Below are 24,610 nucleotides of genomic sequence, written 5' to 3'. Positions count from 1 at the left end.
AACTACTTTTATCTAAAAAAGCAAAATCCAGTAAAAATCTATGGTTTATTTATCAAAAAACTTATAATTAGTGAAAAAAAACAAATTTTTGTGTCGAGATGTGCAGTTTTTTTGCATATTTATTGCGGCTTTTTGCCGATTTCAATAAACAATCTTTTTTCAACCACTATGAGCCAAAACAATTACGTTAAAAACAATGCAGAAAGACTGCGTTTGGTAGGGCGGCGAACGGTTGGAACAACCCTGGCGATTTTATTTTCGCTTAGCGTTTGGGCCCAATCTTATACCGTAAAAGGAAAAGTAACCGACACCAACGGGCAGCCAATACCTGGAGCTACGGTACAGGTACCAGGAACTGCGACAGGAACCGCCGCAAATATAGACGGCGAGTTTACCCTGCCTTTGACAGGAAATGTAAAACTAACTTTCAGCGCCGTGGGTTACAGTTCGGTTAGCCGCGACGTTAATTCCAGCCAATCTATCATCAATGTATCTCTGCGGGAAGACCAACTCAATCTGGACGAAGTGGTCGTAACAGGTTCTACCTTACGCGCTGAGCGCCGTCAGTTGGGAAATGCCATTACGACCATTAAGGCCGATAATCTTGAAAAATCAGGAACGCCGAACTTAGTAAGCGCCCTCCAAGGCAAAGTACCAGGAGCGCAAATCACGCAAAACTCTGGTGACCCAGCGGGTGGAATTACGATTCGTCTACGCGGGGTGAAATCCATTCAAGGAAGCTCTGATCCTTTGTACGTTATTGACGGGGTAATCGTCAACAACGAAACTTCTTCTGTGTCACAACTAGCCCTTTCTTTGGGAAGCCAAGCCCCCAATACATCTCTGGGCACCAACCGTTTGGCCGACATCAACCCCAATGATATTGAAAGCCTAAACGTCATTAACGGGGCTGCGGCCGCAGCCCAATATGGTTCACGGGCCGCCAATGGAGTAGTGATTATCACGACCAAACGCGGTAAATCAGGTGCTCCTAAAATCAACTTTTCGACAAGTTTTTCTTCCAATGAGCTTCGAAAAGGCGTGTTTATTTCAACGCTTGGCAAACAATTCGGTTTCCGAGATTTGCGCTTACACACCATTGGTGTCATTTCACCTGCCCAAATCGCAGCCAACCCTGGCACAACGACCGTAGGAATTGTACGCGATGGTGCTACTTCGCAATTAGCTTCCAACCTCGTGGACGTAACCCGCTATAATTATTTCGACCAAATTTTCCGCACAGGACTCGGCAACGACAACACCGTCTCCATTTCAGGAGGAACAGACCGCACACAGTACTTTGTTTCAGCTTCTTACATGAAAAACGAAGGAATTGTGAAAGGAGTTGATTTTCGGCGGGTTGGCTTGCGCGCACGCGTTGACCAACGACTTACCAATTGGGCTAAACTATCGGCAGGGTTAAATTATTCCAACAGCTTCTCGAATGAAAAACCCAACGGAAACGTGTTTTATAGCCCCATTAACTCCGTAACAATTACCAATAACATTTACGACATCACACAACGCGATGCCGCCGGTAACTTGTTGGCGGTGGAACCAACCCGGGTCAACCCATTGACTACGGTAGAAGCCATGCAGTTTACACAAGCCGTAAACCGCACGATTGCCGACGCACAACTAAACCTTACGCCTATCAAAGGATTAGGAATTGACTGGATTGTAGGAGTTGACACCTATTCTCAATTAGGGAAAAATTATATTCCTCCGTATCCTTACCAAGCGGTAGCTGGACTACCCGCCGAGCGCTATCCTGATGGGTTTGCCGCGAATGCCACCAATAACGTAACACAATTCAACAGTGATATTAACGCTACTTACGAAATCGACCTAAGCAAAGACCTTAAAATCAATGCGGCGGCCGGTTTCAACTATCAGTTTTACCAAGCTGATTTTACCCGGGCAAGCGGTCTGAATACCGCACCATTCATCGAAACGGTAAGCGGAGCCGCCAGCACCACCGTAACGGCAGGTTATGGCCTCGACCGTTATAATTTGAGCGGTTTCTTTGCGCAGGCAACCATTGGTTACAAAAACTTAGCCTTCCTTACTGGGGCTATTCGTCGCGACCGTTCTTCTAAATTCTCGCCCGCCGAAACCAACCAAACCTATCCTAAAATAAGCGGTAGCTTCGTCGTATCTGACTTAGGTTTTTGGGAAAACAGCGGCCTGACTGGCATTTGGGATGGTTTCAAACTTCGCGCTTCGTACGGACAGGCGGGGAACTTGACTGGAATTGGAAGTTATAGCCGTTTTTGGCAATTCTCACCCGTTCCGTTCTTAGGCAAAAACACCATTATACCAGGCAGTACCTTGGCCAACCCTCGTGTACGTCCAGAGCGGATGGAAGAAGTTGAAGTGGGAGCTGACCTTTCGTTCTTGAAAAGTAGAGTGAACATCGGTGTTTCGGTCTATAACCAGCAAATCAAAGACCTCGTTGTTAACCGTGAATTAGCTCCTTCAACGGGTGGTACTGGTATAGTAAACAACGTAGGAACGATGGAAAACAAAGGGTTTGAAATCAGTCTGAACGCATTGGCCGTAAAGAAAAACGATTTCTCAGCCGACTTTACGGTGATTTATAACCAAAATCGTAACAAAATTTTGGACATTGACCAAGGCAATCCCAAAACTTCAACCCTTACCATCGGCAACTCAGCAGGCGCGCCAGTGTTCTTGATTGAAGGTCAACCTGCAAGTGTATTTTATGGATGGCCATATGCTTACAATCCCGACGGCTCACTACTCTTGACGCCTCAAAATCTTCCCCAGCGCGAGCGCGGAACCCAAGACCCCAATGATCCTACTAAATTTACCGTGAGTCGCGCTGCTGATGGGCAACCTACAGGTGCTTTTGTACGGACGGTTATCGGAAACCCCAACCCAAAATGGACAGGTTCGTTCAGTGGAAATTTTACTTATAAAAAAGTGGGTCTTCGCTTCTTATTGGATGCTGTTCAGGGTGTACAGGTGTTCAACGCCGACAAACGCACACGTAACAACGTGGGTATTGGTGACATCGCGGAAGCGGAAATGCTCGGAACCATGGCACGTGGTTACGTATTTTCACTAGCCAACATCGAAGAATATCGCGTGGATGATGGCTCATTTACCAAATTACGTGAGTTGGCTCTTACTTACCAATTGCCTAAAGTAAAGGGAATCACGACTTGGAACGTTTCTTTGATTGGACGTAACCTGATTTCTTGGGATAAATACAACGGTTTTGACCCTGAAACCAACGCTGGAAACAACAGCGATATTTTGCGCGGAGTTGACTTCGGTAACGTGCCCATTCCTCGTACCTATCAAGTGCAGTTGAACCTATCGTTTTAATTTGAAACCGTGAATTTTTCTATGAAAAAGATAATCCTATATTCCATTTTATCAGGACTTATGCTCACGGCTACGTCCTGTGACCAAGAGTACCTCAACCCGAGCGCTGCGAGTGAAACGCAGGTAACGACCGACCTCAACGGCTTAATTACGCTTTGTAACGGATTACAATATCGTTATACCAGTACCCGCGCGGGAATTCTTTACAATGCCATTACGGCCAGCGGCCTTACCACTCGTGAGTTGACCGTTTTGAACGCAGGAAACACCGATGAAGATCAACTCAGGATCGGCGGTGCTAACGTAACGCCTAGCAATGGCGTTTTGCGTAATTTATGGTCACAAAATCAATTGGTGAAAGCCAATGCCGATTTAATCTTGAAAAGCGTAGGCAGTGTAGCTGGCGATGCAGGGACCAAGAGCGGTATTACGGTTTATGCTTCCATATTCAGAGCCTTGGCGCTTGGTACTCAGGCCCAATTTTGGCAGCAGTTACCCGTAGAAACCGCCGACAATGCCAAATTTGTAACCCGCGAAGAAGCATTAAAGGAAGCGGTTCGTACGCTTGAATCGGCGGCAACAACCCTCGCTGCCACGCCCGTTTCAACTACGTTTACAGGCCGTATCGTTCCAGGAATTGATTTGGCAAATACCCTTCAAGCATTGATTGCCCGTTTCAGCATTATGACTGGCGACAATGCCAAAGCCTTGGCGGCCGCCAACAAAGTTGATTTGACTAAAAAGTCATTGTTTAATTTTGACGATGCTGTTCAAAACCCGCTGTTTTTCAACACCTTCGGAAACCGTAACGTGACCGAACCACTGAATGCTACATTGGGCTTGCCTGAAGCATTACGTCCAATAGCTACCGACAAACGATTGGCATTTTATTTGTCTAATCCCGCTGGGGTACCAGTAGGTGGGGTAAATCTAGGACGCGCCAGCTTCTTTACCGCCAACAACGCTGGCATTCCAGTGTATTTGCCAGGAGAAATGTTGTTGATTCGTGCCGAGGCGAGTGCCCGTCTAAATGATTTAGCGGCTGCCACAACCGCTCTGAACGCAGTCCTAACCAAAACCACTGATGCGTGGGGAATTGGGGCAGCATTGCCTGAGTACGCAGGTGCCAACACGGCCGATGCTATTTTGACCGAAATTTATCGTCAGCGTAGTATTGAACTGTACCTGTCGGGATTGAGATTAGAAGACAGCCGACGTTTCAATCGTCTGGCCCCAGTTGCTGGCAATACCGCTTCTCAAATCGAGCGAAATCGTACTTTCTACCCTTATCCATTGGTTGAACGAGATAACAACGGAGCCAATACCCCTGCCGATCCCGCGATTTAAGTGCTGAATTTGTTCATGCATAACTATACAAAAAATCCCTGCCTCACGACAGGGATTTTTTGTTAATAAACCGTCAGCGATGTCATACATAATTACTGCAACATCAAATAGGCTTTGATAAACTCATCTAAGTCGCCATCCATTACGCCCTGTACGTCAGAGGTTTCAACACCAGTGCGTACGTCTTTTACGAGTTTGTAAGGATGCATCACGTAGTTGCGAATCTGCGAGCCCCATTCGATTTTTTTCTTGGAAGCTTCTACTTCTGCCCGGGCGGCGTTGCGCTTTTCTACTTCAATTTGGTACAGTTTTGATTTCAACAAACGCAGGGCTAAATCACGGTTTAGGTGCTGACTGCGCTCTTGTTGACATTCTATAACGAGTCCAGAAGGCTTGTGACGAACGCGAACGGCAGTTTCCACTTTGTTCACGTTTTGGCCACCCGCACCGCCCGAACGGTACGTATCCCATTCAATATCAGCGGGATTGACTTCAATATCAATCGTATCATCAATTAAGGGATAAGCATATACCGACGCAAATGATGTATGTCGGCGCGCATTAGAATCAAACGGAGAGATTCGCACCAAACGATGCACACCGTTTTCGGATTGCAAATATCCATAAGCTTGCGGCCCTTCAATCTGAATAGAAGCCGACTTTATACCTGCACCGTCGCCATCCTGATAATCAATCTGCGTGACTTTATAATTGTGTTTTTCGGCCCACCGAACGTACATTCGATAAAGCATTTCGGCCCAATCCTGACTTTCTGTACCTCCCGCCCCCGAATTGATTTCGAGTACGGCGTTAAGCTGGTCTTCTTCGTTGGAAAGCATCTTTTTCAGTTCGACTTCTTCCAACGCTTTCAGCATGGCTTGGTATTCGGCTTCTACTTCGGCTTCCGTGGCTTCACCCAATTCCAGAAATTCCTGCAAAGTTTCCAAATCACCGAGACGCCCGTCGACGGACTCGTAGCTTTCGGTCCAACTTTTCAAACCACGTACTTCTTTCATGGTTTGTTCGGCCTTGGTGTTGTCATTCCAAAACTCGGGCTGACTTTGAATCTGTTGTAGTTCGGTCAATCGTTCTTTCTTGGTATCGTAGTCAAAGATACCCCCTCAAAGCCGAAACACGGGCTTTCAAGTCTTTCAACTGTTCTGTTGTCATAGTGTCAATGATAAATTTATAAACTGTACAATCGAGCAAAAACAAGGTATTCACTCTTTTTTAGAACGGCAAAGGTACAAATAAAAAGCGGTCGGTCGGTTCAAACCGACTGACCGCTTCATTTAATGAGCATATTACTTCTTTACAATTACGCCATCGGCCACAAAGGTAAGTTCGTGTTTAGGCTCCGTAATCTTAGCGATTTCAGCTTTGCTTTTACCGGCATCTTCGGCATAATGTTGCAATTCAGCCACGGGTGTGGTTTTCATTTTGGCTTCTCCTTCAATCACAACGGTTTTACCGGCAATGTCTTTCGGTACAAAAAAGCCGTAATCTTTGAAAGAAACCCGCATGGTTTGCCCATCGGTCGTTTTTACTTTCATCCAACAGCCTTTCGCTTGACATACCGATTCAACGGTGCCCGTTACTTTAGCCGTCATTTTTTCTTTATTGCCTATTTTTTTTGGCAACTCAGCAGCAGCTACAGCGCCTTTATCGTTAATTTTTTCGCCAAAATAACTTTCCTGAGCGTAAGCACTTGCTAAAAAAACAGTTAAAAGTGCGGCAATGATTAGCTTTTTCATGGTTTTATCGTTTTTCTGCAACAAAAATAATCAATTTTGTTATTTTGGTGACTTTTGATGGTGTAAATAAAAACGAGCATTACATTAATACCATCCACCACCCAAGGCGCGGTAAATGTTGACTGTGGCATTCATTTGCTGCATTTTGGTTTCAACCAAGTCAAATCTTGATTCAAGGGCATCCCGTTGCGTCAACAACACTTCCATGTAATCGGCCCTTGCAGACCTGAAAAGGTTATTGGAGATCGTGATAGACTGGGTAAGTGCCTGTACCTCACTCGCTTTTAACTCATAGGTTTTCCCCAGATTATCAATGTTTGACAATTGATTAGCCACCTCAATATAGGCGTTCAAAACCGTTTTTTCGTAATTATAAATGGCCTGTATCTGCTTGGCATTGGCATTATAATACGTAGCGATTATCGCATTTTTATTGATTAACGGTCCCGCCAAATCTCCTACCAGAGAGGCCATTAACGATTGAGGCAGTTTTGCCAAGTAAACAGGGTTAAACGCCTGAAGACCCAAACTACCGGAAATACCTAAAGACGGGTAGAAATTCGCCTTAGCCACTTGTACATCTATTTTGCTTGCCTCCAACAATAACTCGGCTTGCTTAATGTCAGGTCGGTTTTCCAACAACTGTGACGGTATACCTGCATGAGTAATGTTTGGTGTCAACGTTTCAAAATTTCCGTTATCTCTGGGAATGGGTTGCGGGTATCTACCCAGTAAAAAGTTGATTCTGTTTTCGGTTTCGATAATTCTTTGCCGAATACCATATTGCAGACTTTGCGTATTGAGTACCTGAGCCTGAAACCTCCGCACGGCCAATTCAGTCACCCGCGTGGATTCTTTCTCCAGTCTTACTATTTTGAGTGCATTGTTTTGAATTTCAATGTTTTGTCGCACAATATCCAGTTGACTGTCAAGTGCTCGTAATTCATAATAAGAACGGGCAATTTCGGCAACGAGATTGGTTAACATGAAGTTTTTTCCTTCCACAGTGGCTAAATATCGAGTTGCGGCCGCCTTTCTCGCATTGCGCAGTTTGTGCCAAATATCAACTTCCCATCGTGCGTAAAGTCCCCCTCCAAAATTGGGCAGGGGCTCTGGCGTTTCTTTCTCCGGTTTTATATCAATGTTTGCTTCGCTGGCTCCCACTTGGGTGTATCTGGCCGCCTTTTCAACTCCGGCCGTACCGCCATACCCCACAAAAGGCAGATATTCTCCCCTTCGGGCCATTACTTCGTTTCGGGCAATCTCTATTTCCTGTAAGGTAATATTCAATTCCTGATTGTTTTTAAAAGCGGTATCAATCAGCGCGATCAGGTAGGGATCGGTAAAATAATTCTTCCACAACACCTTTGCGGTATTGATAGAATCAGCGCCCGGAGAGTTACCATAACTCATGGCTGTCAGTTTATGCTCTGTTTTCTGAACCAAAGTCGGCACAGTACAGGAAGTATACGTTAGGGCAATGATTGCTACCCCAACATAATTTACTATTCTTTTATTTAGCATGGTCAGTGGATTCATCTTTGTAGGAAAAATGATCTATTGCGTGGACAAACTCTTCGGTCAAGGAGCCGTCATCCTCATCTTTGATCAGCTTTTTACCGTCGGCTAGTTTACCGAATATGTAATATAATCCAGGGATGATAATGACTCCGAAAATGGTTCCAAACAACATCCCGCCAAGGGCAGAAGCACCAATGGTACGGTTACCGATAGCCCCTGCCCCATTTGCCGTAATCAGTGGTATCAATCCTGCCACAAAAGCAAAGGAAGTCATTAAAATAGGACGGAAACGAACCCTGGCTCCTTCAATGGCTGCGTTCAGAATGGTTTCTCCTTCATGGCGCTTCTGAACGGCGAATTCAACGATAAGTACTGCATTTTTACCCAACAGACCCACCAACATGATGAGTCCTATTTGGGCATAAATGTTGTTTTCCAGTCCCATGAGCTTTAGTAACAAAAAGGAACCAAATACCCCGACCGGCAGTGAGAGCACAACGGCGAAAGGAATAATGAAACTTTCGTACTGGGCTGCTAACACGAAGTAGACAAAAGCCAATACAATTAGGAACACGTACAGGGCTTCATTGCCTCGGCCGGCTTCGTCATAGGAAAGACCTTCGAAAGCAATATCGTACCCTTTTGGCAACGTCTTAGCCGCCACCTCGCGAATGGCCTGTATGGCATCCGCCGTTGTATATCCCTTAGCAGGAAGGCCCTGAATAGCAGCGGAATTGTATAAGTTAAAACGGGTGATTTCATTGGGCCCTTGACCTTTTTTAAGGTTCATGAAGGCAGAGTAAGGGACCATTTCTCCCGTTTCGTTTTTGACAAAAAGCTTTAAAAGATCCGTTGGAAGCCTTCTGAAAGCGGGATCAGACTGTACGTACACTTTGAAAAACTGGTTAAACTTAATAAACCCCTGTTCGTAGGTACTGCCGATCATTATATTGAGGTTATCCATCGCTTTCCCGATCGATACGCCTTTTTGCATGGCCAATTTATTGTCTATTTCCAGTTCGTATTGAGGATAATTCGCGGCAAAAAAGGTAAATAAGCCCGTGAGTTCTTTGCGTTTTCCCAGATTTTCCATGAATTCCTTGTTGATCTTGTCAAACTCACGGTAATCGGTATCTGTTGTTTTATCCAGTAAGCGCATGGAAAAACCGCCGGACGTACCAAAACCGGGGATGGCCGGCGGTTCAAAGAATTCAACCGTAGCCCCAAGTCCCTTGGATGCCACTTCCAATTCTTCCATGATTTCCTTCACGTTGTGTTCGCGCTCCGACCACGGTTTCAAGTTAATAAGACAGGTACCTGCATTGGAACCGCGTCCTTCCGTCATGATCTCATAGCCCGCCAACGAAGACACTGACTCTATTCCCTCCACTTCTTCACAAATTTTCTGAAGTCGTCGGGAAACTTCGTTGGTTTTTTCTAGCGTAGAACCCGGGGGTGTCTGAATAATCGCATAAATAGTACTTTGGTCTTCGTTTGGAATAAAACCTGCCGGCAGAATTTTATTTTCATAAGCTATTCCTGCACAGAAAGCCAATAAGATAACAAACGTAAGAACTCTTCGGCTCACGATTATTTTTAACAGGCCCACGTATCTTCCGGTCAATTTATCAAACCCTCGGTTGAAACCGTCGAGCGCTCGGCTCAGCAGGGTTTTCTTTTTGACATGTCCATGCGGAGTGCCGCCCAGATGATTTTTCAGCAACATCGCACACAACACCGGGGTAAGCGTCAGAGCGATCAAGGCCGAAATCACGATAGAGCTGGCCATGGTAATGGAGAATTGGCGATAAAAAGTACCGACTGGGCCTGACATAAATGAAATAGGCAGGAATACCGACACCATAACTGCCGTAATGGCGATAATGGCTCCACTAATCTCACCAAGCACTTTTTTTACCGCAGCATAGGGGGAAAGATGCGGCTCTTCTTCCATTTTGGCGTGGACCGCCTCCACCACCACAATGGCATCATCCACCACAATACCAATGGCCAATACCAGTGCAAAAAGTGTAATTAAATTGATGGAAAGTCCAAAAGCCTGAATCACAAAAAACGCCCCAATCAAGGAGACCGGAACCGCCAAAATCGGTATCAGGGTAGAACGCCAATCGCCCAAGAAAATGAATACAACCAAGGCAACCAGAATAAACGCATCTCGCAGCGTATCAATCACTTGCTCAATAGAGGCATCCAAAAATTGAGACACATCATAACTGATTTTGTAATCTACTCCCGGAGGAAAGGAAGCCTTCATTACTTCCAATTTTGCTTTTACCTGTTCAATAACCTCACTGGCATTACTGCCGTAGTTTTGCCGCATCACAATTGCAGCCGATGCTTTGCCATCCAGATTGGAATAGATATCAAAAAATTCACTTCCCAATTCAACGTGGGCGATGTCCTTTAGATGGATGCTTTCCCCTTGTGCATTGGCCCGAACAATAATATCTTCATACTCTTTCGGGTCGCTGTATCTTCCTTTATACGTAAGCACATATTCCAGCGACTGAGCAGCTATACCGGAGCTTTGGCCGATCCGGCCAGGCCGGCCGATAATACTTTGTTCCCCAATTGCCTTCATTACTTCTTCTGTAGAAATATTATAAGCCCTCATACGGTCAGGATTTAACCAAACGCGCATTGCGTATCTCCGACTACCCAATATTTGAGCCCTGGCTACTCCTTTCGTCCGTTGTAGCTCAGGAATCATTTTAACGGTAGCGTAGTTGAACAGGAATTTTTCGTCAATACTTTTTTCCTTGGAATAAAGGTTGACGTACATCAACATGCTGGGCTGAATAGGCGTGATAATTACCCCTTCGCGCTGAACCAATTCGGGTAGGAGGGGCATCACCTGATCCACCCTTGTTTTCACCCTAATCACGGCATCATTTGGGTCCGTGCCCGGCTCAAAAATAATCCGAAGGGTAGCCTCACCGGCACTGGTAGCATCGGTGGCAATGTACCGCATATCCTGAACTCCGTTAATGGCCTGTTCCAAGGTAATCAGCGTAGATTTCACCAATACATCGGCACTGGCACCAGGATAGGCTATAAATATATTTACCGTGGTGGGGGCGATATCCGGGAATTGAGAAATAGGTAATTTCTCAATCGCTAATATCCCGATAAAGACGATCATGACCGATATTACAATAGCGAATACGGGCCTGCGTATGAATTGATTGAACATGTCTTATTGTTTTGTAATACCTAGCCTATTCGGCATAGAGGCTTAAATTGGAGATAACAGAATCGGGCTGTAAGAACTTGTAGTGTATCTTTTCGTTTTCGTGGACTTGCCGTAAGCCTTCTAGCAGGATTTTGTCATCCATTTTCAGCCCAGATTGAACAACAAAAATGTGCGGTAACTCAGCTGCTATGGTGATTTCTCTTGAGCGAATCACGTTGTTTTTGTCTACCACATAAACATATTTCTTTTCCAACACTTCAAAGGTGGCTTTTTGAGGGATAATCAGCGCATTTTTAAGGGATTGTACCACCTGAATATTACCCGTTTCTCCGTGTCTCAGCAGTTTTTTAGGGTTAGGGAATGTCGCTCTGAACGCAATATTCCCTGTTTCGTTGTTAAAGTCGGCTTCAATGGTTTCAACCACACCGGGATATTCAAACAACTTATTGTTGGCCATGAGTAATCCGACTTTCAGCATGCCTTCTTTTTCTGATCGGGTTTTGTAATCCAGGTATTCCGCTTCTGGTACGTTAAAGTAAACCCACATTTTACTGTTGTCCGATAGCGTTGTCAGCAAATCACCCTCGCCAACGAGGCTTCCCAACCTGACCTGAAAATGATCCATGATGCCATCAAAAGGAGCTCTGATGTCGGTAAAACCTAAGTGAACCTGAGCCAGTGACAATTCAGCTTTTGCTTTGTCCCATTTGGCTTTTGCCAAGGCCAATTCATTTTTGGATACGATATTGCTGTCAGCCAATGCCTTGGTGTTGCGGTACTCTATCTCAGCAAAGTTGGCTTCCGCCTGTGCTTTTTGTTGTTCTGCCTCATAAAGCATGGGCATGATTTGAAACATAGGTTGCCCTTTTCTTACAAATTGCCCCTCATCTACGAAGATTTTCTGTAAATACCCTTTCTCCAAAGCCCTCAATTCAATGTGACTTATGGCATGGATTTGGCTTACATACTCTTTGGTAATGGTCGTATCTTTTTTCAGAGGGGCCGTAACCAAAAAATGGGTTTCTTCTTCTTTTTCTTCGTGCTTAGATTCGCAGCCTGTTTGGTACACCAACGCACACAGACTCATGAGCATGAGAACCTTCTTCATGATAGTATTTATTAAATAAAAAATGGGTTGTTGATATTTATTCGTCCGAAATGGTATGCTTATTATTACATACGTTTATGCCTTGGTTAGGCCATTTTTACAGCAAATCGAGCAGTAAATTACTGTAAAATAGCAAGATGGGCACTTTTGTTTTTATGCTGAATTATTAATATCAAATTCGCATTACCTCAAATATCAGGTAGAGCGATTTACAAGATGGATAATATGAAAAAAGCTTAAAAAAGAAAAAATGCAGTTGGGTATATTGGAAGGAGTATTCAGCTGTTTGAGTGTAAAAAGGAGTATTCACATTATTACTGAATAATGAATACTTTTTGAAAGAAACTATTTCATTTTCCTTTTCTTCAATATCAGTTATCCGATTCTGTTTATTTTTCCCTTGATTAAATAAGACAGGTTTGCTAACTGAATATTGTTTTTTTTCAACGATAAGATATTGTTTATTTTTTACAGTAGAAGAATTGATAGATTCATAAAATGTACCTCCATGATGTTGAATATATCCACCCACCAGTAGCACACACAACGGAAATAGAGATTTAAATAATTTTATCATGGTGTAAATAATTTTAGAAGCAAGTGTGTAAAATTATTTGGCATTGTCTTTTATAACACATTGTGTATTAACAATTTAATCTATAACAGAATAAGCTGTTTTTTTTCAAGAACGGTCTAAATAATCAGCGATCATGATTGCTTTTTGGATAATTACTTATATCTATTAAGCTATTATATATTGTTATCATTATAACCCTGTGTACAAATAGCACTACCCGCGGTTAGAATATGATTAAAGCAAAATTAAAATAGAATTAAAATGTCCAAGTGGACACCTACACATAGAAACCAATGAATAATAATTATAAATATTTACATATTTTAATTTACCACGAAGGCCTCTTCTAAAAATTAAGCGCTGAAAAAATAGAGGTGACGGACAATTTTGGGCCGATTTACAATCGATAAATTATTCTTAAATAGGCTTATTAAATCTATTTATTGTATGCCAAATAGCAATTGATGAATTTGCCTCTGAAGTAGCGCGCAAAAAAATAGTGAGGCATTTTTAATTAGCAAAGAAGTGGATTGGCTTATCCGAAGTATGGAAGTATCAGTATTTGAAGAAGTAAAAAACATTTAATTAGAAGACAGTGCCTTTGTATGCACTTTTTCATCAGCCATCTTAAAACCCATCACCATCATTGTGTTTTGGGATTTTGAAAACTTTGAGAAAAGCCCGAACAACCTCATCATGTTGCAAATCTTTGAGGTCTTTTTTAAGGTTTTTTACGGTCTTTTTAAACTCATTCACCTGCTCATTGAAAGCAAATTCTAAGCCAAAAGGGTTTGAAATCAAATAGGCCGACTGCCCCCCCAATGCAAGCGCCTGAAACTGCAATTGCTCATATTCTTCTTCCAGTTCTTTGGTCTGCTCACGCAAGATTTTGTTGTAGTATTTGAGATGGGTTTCTGCCAGCGTTTCAATATGTGATTGGTCAATGCGCTCAAGCTCCAATTGTAACCGCAGCAAAGCTAAGACATCATTTTTTTCGTAGGCTTGGGTCACCCGTTGCATAATTTCTGTTTTGCGGTCTTTTTCAGTCTCGTCCGTTTCCCGGTCGGGATGAAACGCTTTTACCAAATCAAGGTATATCGTTCTTACCGCTTTGGTACCCGTGCGGGTTTCCAGTTCCTTTTTTGCTTCCCGGTTTAGCTGTTTTTGCGTCTTTGAACGTTGGGTACGTTGTTTTTTCGATTGATATTCCTCTTCAAAGGCTGCTTGGTGTTCTGTCGTATCCCAATTTTCTGACTTTTTTGGGGGGGCATGTTTCCCAAAGTCTTCGCCAAAATCAGCGCCAAGTGCTGAAAACATATTGTTGATGCGCTCGGCTTCTTCAACGACGGCATCATAGCCACCTTCTGGGCTATATTTATCGTAAATCGGCTTAAACTCCTCCATTCCAGCCGCATCAATCAATTCAAACGCAATGTCCTGAATGAGATAGGTTAACTTTTCCCTTTCATTCTTTTTGAAAAACGACGATTCATAGGCCCGGTCAAAACGGTACACAAGTTGAGCGCGTTCCTCGAAATATTGTTTACGTAAAGGTTCCAACTCCGTCAGAGCACGTTGTTGGATTTTGGTCATGGTTTCTCGATACTCTACAATACTTTTTTCGAGCGTCTCAATTTTTTGTACCAAGCGATTAAATTCCTTCTGCGTCTTGGTCTGCTCGGCTTTTGCCTTCGTTATTTGAACAATTTTATCGGCCATCAGCTTATGCCTCAGGTTGCTTTTTACGGAAAATCAACGCAATCAACAAGATAGCAATGATAACCAGCAACAACGTAAACCGAAATTCATCAAAAATGAAACTTGAAGGGGTAAGCTGTGAAATATCCGCCAGTTTTTGTTGATAAATCTCTTTTCCCCAGACTTTCATGGCCTCAGCCTGATTGGTGACCAACGAAGTGCGCAGCGTTTGTTTGTATCTATCAAGGGCACTGGGTGAGAAGTAAAAAAACATAGAAGTTAGATACCCGCACAGCAATGCCCCCGTCAGCCAAACGACATATCCGATTGAAATTCCTTCCCAGGCGTGCATGTATCCTTTCCCGATATTTTTGCGGTAATACCAGCAGGCAGCCGCAATAATAATGGCGAAAAACCCCACGTCCAGCGCCCGGCCAGTTCCCGAGAATTTCTCTAGGTTTTGAACCACCAAAAAGAACAAAAAACACACAAATCCCGCCAATACGCCAAAAGCAAGCGGGATTTTTAAAATAGGCTTATTAAAAAAGTTAATCACATTTCCCATGACTTATCCACAGAGTTATCCACATTTCTCCACTTTATTTCGATTTATTACGTATAAAGCCCTCCCTTTCAGGGTCTGCCCAAAAAAAGGAGAGTTTCTTGACTTAGAACGCGTGTTGGAGAATACCCATTCTAGGTCAGGATTAAAGAGCGTTAAGTTGGCCAAACTTCCCTCTGAAATTGTATGCGTTGGTAGCCGTAAAATAGTGCGCGGATGGTGCGTAAACTTATCCACAATTTGCTCAATACTTAGCGTTTTGTTGTACGTATTCAACACGCCAAAAGCCGTTTCCAGCCCAATAATTCCAAATTCAGCCAAGTCAAATTCTAGGTTTTTCGCTTCTTCATCCTGAGGGTTATGGTCAGAAACCACGGCATCAATGGTGCCATCAGCCATGCCTTCCCACAGGGCATCAATGTCTTTTTGCTGCCTAAACGGTGGATTGACTTTATAATTCGTATCAAAATCTGTCAAAAGCGAATCTTCAAACGCAATTTGGTGCGCCGCAATATCGCAGGAAACGGGCAACCCCTGCGCTTTGGCCTGACGAATCAACGCCACGGCATTGGCGGTAGAAATGGTTGAGAAATGGAGTAGGGGAGTTGGGCTTTTTATGCCCACGTATTCCAACAATTTCAAATCTCGCATAATCATCAATTCTTCGGCAATCGACGGTATACCGCGCATTCCCAGCAACGTACTGACTTCCCCTTCGTGCATTTGTCCAAACACCGTCAGGTCAAAATCTTCGGGGCGATTCATCAGTACCCGGTTGACTTGCTGCAAATACTGAAGCGATTTGAGGAAAATGTGGGTATTTTGAATGGCATGAACACCGTCCGAAAAAGCCACGGCACCAGCGTGCGTTAAGTCAATCATCTCGGTAAAATCCTTGCCTTCGCATCCTTTGGTCACCGCACCAATCGGGTGTACCGCCACGAGTTGGTCGGCGGCTTTTTGCTTTACATAAACCAACGTATTTTTTGAATCCAACGCTGGTTGGCTGTTGGGCAACACGGCGATTTCGGTAAAACCGCCCGCAGCGGCGGCTTCACAGGCAGTGGTCAAATCCTCTTTATGCTCATGGCCTGGGTCGTGAGAAGATACCCGCATATCTACCCAACCAGAAGAAATATGCCAATTGTCGCCCGTCAGAATTTTAGCATCTGGGGCGTCAAGTTGGTCGCCAATTTGGGCAATTTTTCCATTTTCGACCAAAATATCTTTCGTTTGCCCGTTGTAAGGCGAGCGACTATCAATAATCTTAACAGAACGAATCAGTAGCATATATTTAAAAACTTTCACTTATTCACATTGCGGGTGAAAGGCTAAAAAAAAAGCCCCTTTCGGAGCTTCTATTTATTCGCCAATCAATTCTTTGTATTCTTCTACCGAAAGTAAACTATCTGTTGAACCCGTAATTTTGATACGAACCATCCAGCCTTTACCATAAGGGTCTTCGTTGACCAACTCAGGCGCGGCTTCTAATTCATCGTTAAATTCAAGGACTTCACCTGATACGGGAATAAAAAGGTCAGAAACGGTTTTAACCGCTTCTACGCTGCCAAAAATCTCACCTTCTTCAACGGTCTGGCCCACCGTAGTGATGTCTACATAAACAATGTCACCCAGTTCTTGTTGGGCAAAATCCGTCACTCCAACTACTGCGGTATCATCGTCTTCAAAACGAATCCATTCGTGATCTTTGGTGTATTTAAGCTCTTCGGGGAAAGTCATGGTTTGTTGAGGCTTTTGTTTGGGCGTGCAAGATAATACGAAAACATAAATTATGCGAAATCCTTGGGTCACTTTACGTGTTTTTCTAATTCCTCCCACTTAATATCATTTTGTACAATGTGTCCATCTGGCCCAATCAATACAGTGTCGGGGATTCCTGAAATTTGATAATTGCGAAACACATCGCTTTTGGGGCCTTTTACATTTAAAACATGTTTACATCCCTCCAAATTATCAGCTTTAATAGCCTTTAGCCACGCCTCTTTGTCTGAGTCCCAGGAAATATGGATAATGGTAAGGGGTAATGAAGCAAGAGATGGCAATAAGGCAGGTAATTTTTTATTTTCTCCACGACACGGCCCGCACCACGATGCCCAAAAATGCAGAAGAACATACTTACCCTTATATTCCGACAAGATATGCTCTTTGTTTTCTAAGTCAACAAATTCAAAATCAGGAGCGAGGTTGCCTGCGCGTAAGCTCAATTCCTTTTTTAGGTAAGCGCCAATTTTTTGCCCGTATTGTGAATCTTTTACCTTACCTGAAAGCAATTCAAACCGCTTTTTCAGTTCATCTGGCGGAAGTAATTTGCTGAGCTGAATAATCTCAAAAAGAACCAGTGCTGACGATAACTCAGATGACTTCTGGATCACAAAATCGGTAATTTTCTGAATGTATCCATCATAAATTCTCCTCCTCACCGCTAGGAGAGAATCATTATCCAACGAATCAACCGCCGGTGAACGCTTTATGATTTCCTGCTGAAAAGCTAAAAGGTCTTTATAGATTTTTTGAAAATCTACATTCAGTACGTTATTAGAGCGGTATTTCACCTTTCCAGCTGAATCAATTTCGATGGCCAACTGCTTGTTATCCAACACTAAATATAAGTCATCCTTCAATGCTGGCGAGCGCAACTTGAATAGGCTCGGCTCTCTAAGTTTATGGGTAAAGGAAAATCGTCCGTTTTTGATGGCAACGGAATCGGTGGTTTCGTTGGATTGATTGACCAAATAAAGCGTACCTGATTTGATGGAGGAACACTTTCCTACGAGATTTTGGGCAGCGAGTACCGTATATGAAAAAGACGCAATGAATAGTATAATGGCCTTCATGAGTGTTTTACTGGTATTTATCATATCAAAACGTTCAGAATGAAAAAATTAGTACGTAATAAAACACACTGAATTTGCTTTATAAATAACCGTTAAGCCCTTCACCACTATGAAACTCCTGCGTATTCTGCTTGTTCTTCACTTTCCTGTTTTTCTTTTTGCCCAAACGCCGTTACGGCGTTCCGAAAGTTTTTTTGGGCTGCATTTTGATTTTCATGCAGTGTTGGAAGATACACTTATCGGTAAAACCCTTACCGACAGAATGATAGATTCGCTGCTACAAAAGGTAAAACCCGATTTTATTCAAGTAGATTGTAAAGGACATTCTGGCGTAACGAGTTATCCTACAAAGGTGGGCCATACGCCCAAGCGCTTCGAAAAAGACATACTTCGTTTGTTTCGGGACGTGACAAAGCGCCACGGCGTCGCGCTTTATTTGCATTATTCGGGTGTGTGGGACAATGAAGCGGTGAAGCATCACCCCCATTGGGCAAGAATCAATGCCGAAGGCAAACGCGACGATAAGAAAACATCGCTTTGGAGTGCGTATTCTGACAGCTTGCTCATTCCACAACTAAAAGAAATGAGCGACTACGGCGTGGATGGCGTTTGGATAGATGGCGATTGCTGGGCCACCGAGCCCGATTATTGCGCAGCCGCAGTGGAGGAGTTTCGGAAGAGCACGGGAATTCAGGAGATTCCTAAAAAGAAAACAGATCCGAATTATTCTCAATGGCTGGAATTTCACCGAACGGTCTTTCGTCGATACGTGCGCAAATACACAGATGCCTTGCATTTATACAATCCTCGTTTTCAGGTAGCCAGCAATTGGTCGTTCTCGGCTATGATGCCCGAACCCGTGGATATCAACGTCGATTTCCTTTCGGGCGACACCGAGCCGCTCAACGGAGCCAATCAGTCGGCGTTTCAGGCACGGTGTTTGGCACCGCAGGGAAAACCCTGGGATTTGATGTCGTGGAGTTTTGGATATGGCTGGGACGACCAGGTGTTTTCGGCCAAAAGTGCCACCCAACTTTCTCAAGAGGCGGCGCAGGTGATTTCGATGGGCGGTGGTTATCAAGCCTATTGGACCCAACACAGAGATGGCAGCCTCAAAACCTACGCCTACGGAACAATGGCCGATTTGGCTAAATTTTGCCGCGAACGTCAACCTTTTTGCCAAAATACCAAACCCATTCCTCAGGTGGGTCTGCTGTATTCAAATACGGGGTATAAAAGCGAAATCACGACCGTTTACAATACGGGAGATGGCAGGCAAAACTCCATGATTGGTACACTCAATGCTTTATTATACAGCCAATTACCGACAGAAATATTACAAGAGCACCATCTTCTTGGACACACAAAGGAATATCCAGTGATTGTCATTCCAGAATGGAAAAAGATAAACGAACAGCTAAAAAATGAATTGGTAGAATACGCCCGACAAGGCGGAAATTTAGTTGTAGTCGGTAGCGAAACCGTGAAAATTTTTGAAAAAGAACTGGGCGTGATATTAAATTCAACCACGCAGGCTATTCCTTTTTGGGGCTTTGACAACTTAATCACTGGCACCAAAGCAACCTATCGACCGTTTCAATTATTGTCTGGTACACAGCCATTCGGCCAATGGTACAGTCAAGAAGATACTCGTTTTGCCCAAGGGCCCTTGGCTACCATTGCTTCGCTGGGGAAAGGAAAAATTGCGGGCGTTTATTTCAACTTTGGCGAACAGCATTACAAGCGCGAAACCTACGTGGGCCGAGATTTCTTAGGAAAACTGGTAAAAGAACTTTTTCAACCCAACGTGGAGGTCAATGGCTCAAAGCTGGTAAACGTGGCTTTGAATCAAAAAAATGGCACAACTTACGTAAACCTTATCAATATGGCGGGCAACCACGCAAACAAATCCATCCACGCAAACGACGAAATTCCGCCGCTCTATAACCTTCAAGTATCGATAAAAACACCCCGTCGCCCTCGTCAGGTGATGCTTCAACCCGAAAATAAACCCCTGCCATTTGCGTATAAAAATGGTAGAGCAGTCTTTATAATAAGTAAATTAGCTATTCATTCGATTGCTGAAATCAAACTATGATTCTGTTACAAGCCTCTGATTGGGCCGCGTTTATTGGTCGTTTTCACCCTGTATTGGTTCACTTACCCATCGGTTTTTTGATTTTGGCGGGGTTGCTCGAAATCGGCCGATTGATCAACAAAATTGAAGTCAAAGAATCAACCATCACCTTTGTACTTTTCTGGTCAGCTATCGGCGCCACGGTTTCCTGCGTAGCTGGATACCTGTTGTCATTAGGAGGTGGTTATGAAGTGGAGTTATTGGATGAACACAAATGGCAGGGAATATGGGTGGCTGTAGCCGCTTGGGTAGCCTGGATGACCAAATCGGAGTTATTGGTCAATAAAATTCCTTTCGGTAGCTTACTTTATTTACCAGCGTTGACCGTTGGGGCTATATTAACCATGGTTGCAGGTCATCATGGTGGCTCTTTGACCCACGGAGAAGGATATTTGACCCAAGAAACGCCTGAGCCTTTTCGCGGCTGGTTGGGCATGGAGCCCAAAGCCGAAAAAGGCTCGGATGAAATCAAACCCATTGCTGATGTCAACAATGCCATGGTTTTCCAGGAAGTCGTAAATCCTATCCTGAAAGCCCGTTGTGTTCAATGCCACAATGCCAATAAATCAAAAGGGGATTTGCGCATGGACCAGATTGAATTGCTGAAAAAAGGCGGTGAAAATGGACCGATTTTCGTGGCAGGTCAAGGCAGCGAAAGCGAATTGATCAAGCGTTGTTTGTTGCCCCTTGAAGATGAAAACCATATGCCTCCAAAAGGCAAAACGCAACTTACGGACAATCAGGTTGCGATACTTTCGTGGTGGATTGACCAAGGTGCTCCATTTGACAAAAAAGTGGCTGAACTTAAAGCTACCGATGCCATCAAGCCGGCATTGGCTGCGTTGAGCGGCTCATCAACGTCGGTTAGCAGTTCTCAGCCTACCACAGCCTCCAAAGAATCTCCTGTATTAAGCTTAAAAGTACCCGCACCCGATGCAAAAGCCGTAGAAGCACTGAAAAAAGCGGGCCTATTGGTCATGCCAATTGCTAACGAAAGCAACTTATTAGAAATAAATGCGGTGAATATCAATACTTTAACCGACGCTCAAGTGGCCCTTCTAGAACCACTTAAAGAACAAATCATTTGGTTAAAATTGGGTGATACAAAGATTTCGGACCAGGCCGCCACAATAATTGCTAAGTTAAAAAATCTTCAAAAATTACATTTAGAAAATACGGAGGTTACGGATGCTACCATTCGTCAAATCAAAGCTCTACCGTATTTGGAATACCTCAATTTGGTCAATACCCAAGTGACTGATGCAGGGATAAAAGAGCTTGTTTCCGCAAAAAGTTTGTTGAGCCTTCACGTTTGGCAATCAAAAGTAACAGAGGGCGGGGTAGCCGCCTTAAAGCAGGCAAAACCTAATTTAGAAGTGACGATTGGCATCAACGAACAACAAATCGCGGAGTTTATTAAAGCTGGTGAAACAGCCCCTAAACCAGACGAAGCAAAGAAAAAATAATCTGCATTTTAAAATAGTGCCCATACCTACCTACTACTAAGGTATGGGCAAAAGCATGTTGTTTATGCGCAGCATTTGGTCAGAAATGCCTCCTAACTAGCTGAGATGATACCGATGTAGCCGTGGCTATCAATACCCAATAGGGCAAACACTCTCAATATTTACCTTTTAAGTATATTTTGTGCACTATCTTTGTTCATTCAAAAATTTATCAACACATAAAATTATCTCTTCTTTTTTTAGTACCGACAAAGTATTTTTACAATTTTAAAAATGCCTCAATAAGAGTATGTAGAAAGTTAATTACAAGTACTTTATACGACATAATTTGGGTCATTTAAGGATTTTTGTCATTTCTTTACCCTTGCTATTTCTTGCAAAAAAGCCTTAATTTGGCTTAAAGTTTCGTTTTCTTTCTTTACTCTATTATTTATTAATGATTTCCCGAAATACCTTTAAAACCGTTGTTTTAGGCGGAGGTGAAAGTGGTGTAGGTGCAGCATTGCTCGCCCAAGCCAAAGGATTTAATGTATTTTTATCAGATAAAGGCACTTTATCTGATGAATTTCGTAATGTCCTGAATGTTCATGGCATTGACTTTGAAGAAGGGAAACACACCGAGGAACGAATCTTGGCTGCCGATGAGGTCATTAAAAGCCCGGGAATTCCCGATACGGCTCCGTTGGTCAAAAAGCTATATGCTCAGGGAACACCCGTTATTTCAGAAATAGAATTCGCTGCGCGGTACACAAAAGCAAGAAAAATCGCGATAACGGGCAGTAATGGAAAAACAACCACAACCTTACTCACGTATCATTTACTCAAATCTGCAGGCTTTAATGTAGGTTTGGCGGGCAATATCGGCGAAAGCTTTGCTAAACAGGTAATTGAAGATAGATTTGATTGGTTTGTACTAGAGTTAAGCAGCTTTCAATTGGATAATATGTACCAATTCAAAGCTGACATTGGTATATTATTAAACATTACCCCTGACCACTTGGATCGGTACGAGTATACTTTTCAGAAATACGTCGATTCTAAGTTTCGATTACTTCAAAATATGCAACCCGGCGACGATTTTATCTATTTTGTAGATAATGAAGCCATCGCTTCCGAATTAGATAAAAAACCGTTCATGGTGAATCACTTACCTATTTCTTTCGTAAAAAAGGATAGCAATGGCGGTTTTTTTCATGAAGGAAAATTGCAACTGACGCGCCATCCCCGTACTTTTGAGATAAGTGCGGATAAATTACCGATCAAGGGTCCACATAATGCCATCAATGCCATGGCGGCAACGTTGGCGGCTATGGCGGCTGGGGTAAGTGATGAGCAAATTCGGCAAGGTTTATTGACATTTCAAAACGCGGCTCATCGGCTTGAGCCCGTGGCAGAAATCAATGGCATCAAGTTCATCAATGATTCAAAAGCCACCAATGTAGACTCGGTTTATTACGCACTTAACAGTTTTAATACCCCAATTATTTGGATTGCTGGCGGAGTGGATAAAGGCAACGATTATACCCAAATCGAAGACTTAGTTCGCCAGAAAGTAAAAGCCCTTATCTGTCTGGGCAAAGATAATAGCAAACTTCTCTCGTTTTTTACCCCTATCGTTCCTGTAATCATCGAGACACAGGACGTAAGTAAAGCTGTAGCTCATGCTGTTTCGTTAGGTCATCCTGACGACATTGCTTTGTTGTCGCCCGCTTGCGCCAGTTTCGATTTGTTCAAAAATTACGAAGACCGTGGCGATTTATTCAAAGCGGCTGTTCTGGATTTTGCACTTAATTCCCAAAAAAACGATGAATAACGAGATGAATGCGCCCCAACCTGAACCAACTGGCCGCTCCCTATTTGGCGGTTGGCAAAACGCTAAAGAATGGCTCCGTCAAAATCTGAAAGGTGATATTGTCATTTGGATTATTGTGGCTCTGCTGTCTTTTACAAGTATGCTTATTGTATATAGCGCAACAGGAACGCTGGCCTATCAGCGGGGCGGTGGTTACCCAGAATCTTTTCTGTTTAAACACGCTTTTTTTACGGGAATCGGCTTATTGGTTATGTGGGCCGTTCATCGTATCAACTACACCTATTTCTCGCGTTTATCGCGGGCCGCTCTCCTGATCTCTATTCCTTTGTTGATTCTGGTAAAAGTTGCGGGGGTTACAATCAACGGAGCCACTCGTTGGTTAGCGATTCCGGGCACTGGCTTAACCTTCCAACCCGCCGACTTTGCTCGTTTGGCGCTGATTGCCAATCTGGCAGCAATGCTTGCCAAACGTCAGCGGGTACAATATGACTGGCAGATTTTTGGGAAAATGATTTTATGGGTCGGAATTATCTGTTTTTTCATTGCCCTTACCAGTACCTCTACCGCCGTTTTGTTGGGATTCTCGTGCTTTTTAATGCTATACATTGGCCGTGTGCCAGGCAAATATTTAGCAGTAATGGTCGTTTCTATTGGCATTGCAGGGGCGACGGGCCTTGTGGTTGGCCAACGCCTTGACACCGCCCAAGGACGTATTGAGCGATTTCTTAAACGAGATGAGTATCAGGCTAAGCAAGGTTTTATTGCCATCGCCAACGGCGGAACGCTTGGACAAGGACTCGGCAAAAGTCACCAACGAAATTACCTTACCCAAGCCTATTCGGATTTTATATATGCCATAATTATTGAAGAATACGGCATTATCGGAGGAATTATTATCATGATTTTATATGCTATTTTGTTGGTGCGAGGAGTCCAAAACATCAATGAAACCAATCGAGCATTTGGCGGACTACTCTCCGCAGGACTTATGTTAAGCATTGGCTTACAAGCATTTACAAACATGGCCGTAGCCGTAGGGATTTTTCCCGTCACTGGCCAACCTTTGCCTTTATTAAGCATGGGAGGAACCTCCGTTTTATTTACCTGTATCTCACTCGGAATTGTACTCAGTGTTAGCAGAGGTGATATTGAAGAAACAAATTTATAAGGCTTGAGAAGTGATAACGGGATGTCCCCAAATTTA

The 24,610-nt window shown here is 43.5% G+C and carries 17 protein-coding genes; 6 read left to right on the top strand and 11 right to left on the bottom strand.

Annotation, left to right across the window (positions count from 1 at the left end; all coding sequences use genetic code 11):
• The first annotated feature begins 168 nt into the window (after window positions 1–168).
• The gene (locus DR864_RS17900) at window positions 169–3,354 is read left to right on the top strand and encodes a SusC/RagA family TonB-linked outer membrane protein (protein WP_114070348.1); all 3,186 of its coding nucleotides are present in this window, start codon (window positions 169–171) and stop codon (window positions 3,352–3,354) included.
• A gap of 21 nt (window positions 3,355–3,375) precedes the next feature.
• Entirely contained in the window at window positions 3,376–4,701 is a 1,326-nt protein-coding gene (locus tag DR864_RS17895) for a RagB/SusD family nutrient uptake outer membrane protein (RefSeq protein ID WP_114068252.1), read from the top strand.
• A 92-nt stretch (window positions 4,702–4,793) separates the two neighbouring features.
• Here DR864_RS17895 and prfB read toward each other — a convergent pair.
• The 11 genes from prfB to DR864_RS17840 all read right to left on the bottom strand — a co-directional run bounded on the left by prfB (window position 4,794) and on the right by DR864_RS17840 (window position 17,990).
• Window positions 4,794–5,871, bottom strand: a protein-coding gene (prfB, locus tag DR864_RS17890) for a peptide chain release factor 2 (RefSeq protein WP_114070347.1) whose coding sequence is annotated in 2 segments (ribosomal slippage) — window positions 4,794–5,810 and window positions 5,812–5,871 — 1,077 coding nt in all. Because the reading frame shifts where the segments join, the coding sequence is not laid out codon by codon here.
• Between the two features lie 134 nt (window positions 5,872–6,005).
• A complete protein-coding gene (locus DR864_RS17885; protein WP_114068251.1) occupies window positions 6,006–6,455 on the bottom strand; it encodes a DUF4920 domain-containing protein in 450 nt (149 codons plus the stop codon).
• A gap of 84 nt (window positions 6,456–6,539) precedes the next feature.
• Entirely contained in the window at window positions 6,540–7,979 is a 1,440-nt protein-coding gene (locus DR864_RS17880; RefSeq protein WP_114068250.1) for a TolC family protein, read from the bottom strand.
• Complete coding sequence (locus tag DR864_RS17875; protein WP_114068249.1) at window positions 7,969–11,190, bottom strand: efflux RND transporter permease subunit; 3,222 nt, start codon at window positions 11,188–11,190, stop codon at window positions 7,969–7,971. The genes DR864_RS17880 and DR864_RS17875 overlap by 11 nt, the downstream gene beginning before the upstream one ends.
• Before the next feature lie 25 nt (window positions 11,191–11,215).
• On the bottom strand, window positions 11,216–12,298 hold the full coding sequence (locus DR864_RS17870; RefSeq protein ID WP_114068248.1) for an efflux RND transporter periplasmic adaptor subunit: 1,083 nt from the start codon (window positions 12,296–12,298) through the stop codon (window positions 11,216–11,218).
• A gap of 172 nt (window positions 12,299–12,470) precedes the next feature.
• On the bottom strand, window positions 12,471–12,875 hold the full coding sequence (locus tag DR864_RS17865; RefSeq protein WP_114068247.1) for a hypothetical protein: 405 nt from the start codon (window positions 12,873–12,875) through the stop codon (window positions 12,471–12,473).
• Window positions 12,876–13,502: 627 nt separating this feature from the next.
• Complete coding sequence (locus DR864_RS17860) at window positions 13,503–14,594, bottom strand: hypothetical protein (protein ID WP_114068246.1); 1,092 nt, start codon at window positions 14,592–14,594, stop codon at window positions 13,503–13,505.
• 4 nt (window positions 14,595–14,598) lie between these two features.
• Window positions 14,599–15,138 carry a DUF4199 domain-containing protein gene (locus DR864_RS17855; protein ID WP_114068245.1) on the bottom strand — a complete coding sequence of 180 codons (540 nt, stop codon included), beginning with the start codon at window positions 15,136–15,138 and terminating at the stop codon, window positions 14,599–14,601.
• 15 nt (window positions 15,139–15,153) lie between these two features.
• Complete coding sequence (locus DR864_RS17850; RefSeq protein WP_114068244.1) at window positions 15,154–16,425, bottom strand: dihydroorotase; 1,272 nt, start codon at window positions 16,423–16,425, stop codon at window positions 15,154–15,156.
• Between the two features lie 72 nt (window positions 16,426–16,497).
• Window positions 16,498–16,875, bottom strand: a complete 378-nt coding sequence (gene gcvH, locus DR864_RS17845; RefSeq protein ID WP_114070346.1) for a glycine cleavage system protein GcvH — start codon at window positions 16,873–16,875, stop codon at window positions 16,498–16,500.
• Between the two features lie 68 nt (window positions 16,876–16,943).
• A complete protein-coding gene (locus DR864_RS17840; RefSeq protein WP_162793920.1) occupies window positions 16,944–17,990 on the bottom strand; it encodes a TlpA disulfide reductase family protein in 1,047 nt (348 codons plus the stop codon).
• A 109-nt stretch (window positions 17,991–18,099) separates the two neighbouring features.
• On the opposite strand from DR864_RS17840, the gene DR864_RS17835 reads away from it, so the two are divergent.
• From DR864_RS17835 to DR864_RS17820, 4 genes are all read left to right on the top strand, one after another.
• Window positions 18,100–20,088 (top strand): alpha-amylase family protein, encoded by a 1,989-nt coding sequence (locus DR864_RS17835; RefSeq protein WP_114068242.1) that lies wholly within the window; start codon window positions 18,100–18,102, stop codon window positions 20,086–20,088.
• Entirely contained in the window at window positions 20,085–21,593 is a 1,509-nt protein-coding gene (locus DR864_RS17830; protein ID WP_114068241.1) for a c-type cytochrome domain-containing protein, read from the top strand. Before DR864_RS17835 ends, DR864_RS17830 begins: the two co-directional genes overlap by 4 nt.
• A 436-nt stretch (window positions 21,594–22,029) precedes the next feature.
• Entirely contained in the window at window positions 22,030–23,406 is a 1,377-nt protein-coding gene (murD, locus tag DR864_RS17825; protein ID WP_114068240.1) for a UDP-N-acetylmuramoyl-L-alanine--D-glutamate ligase, read from the top strand.
• Window positions 23,399–24,574: an FtsW/RodA/SpoVE family cell cycle protein gene (locus tag DR864_RS17820; RefSeq protein ID WP_114068239.1), complete on the top strand. Its 1,176-nt coding sequence runs from the start codon at window positions 23,399–23,401 to the stop codon at window positions 24,572–24,574. The genes murD and DR864_RS17820 overlap by 8 nt, the downstream gene beginning before the upstream one ends.
• Window positions 24,575–24,610: the final 36 nt, after the last annotated feature.

Source organism: Runella rosea, assembly GCF_003325355.1.
GTDB lineage: Bacteria > Bacteroidota > Bacteroidia > Cytophagales > Spirosomataceae > Runella > Runella rosea.
Note: the sequence above shows the minus strand (reverse complement) of the source record. Positions and strands in the feature narration are given on the sequence as shown.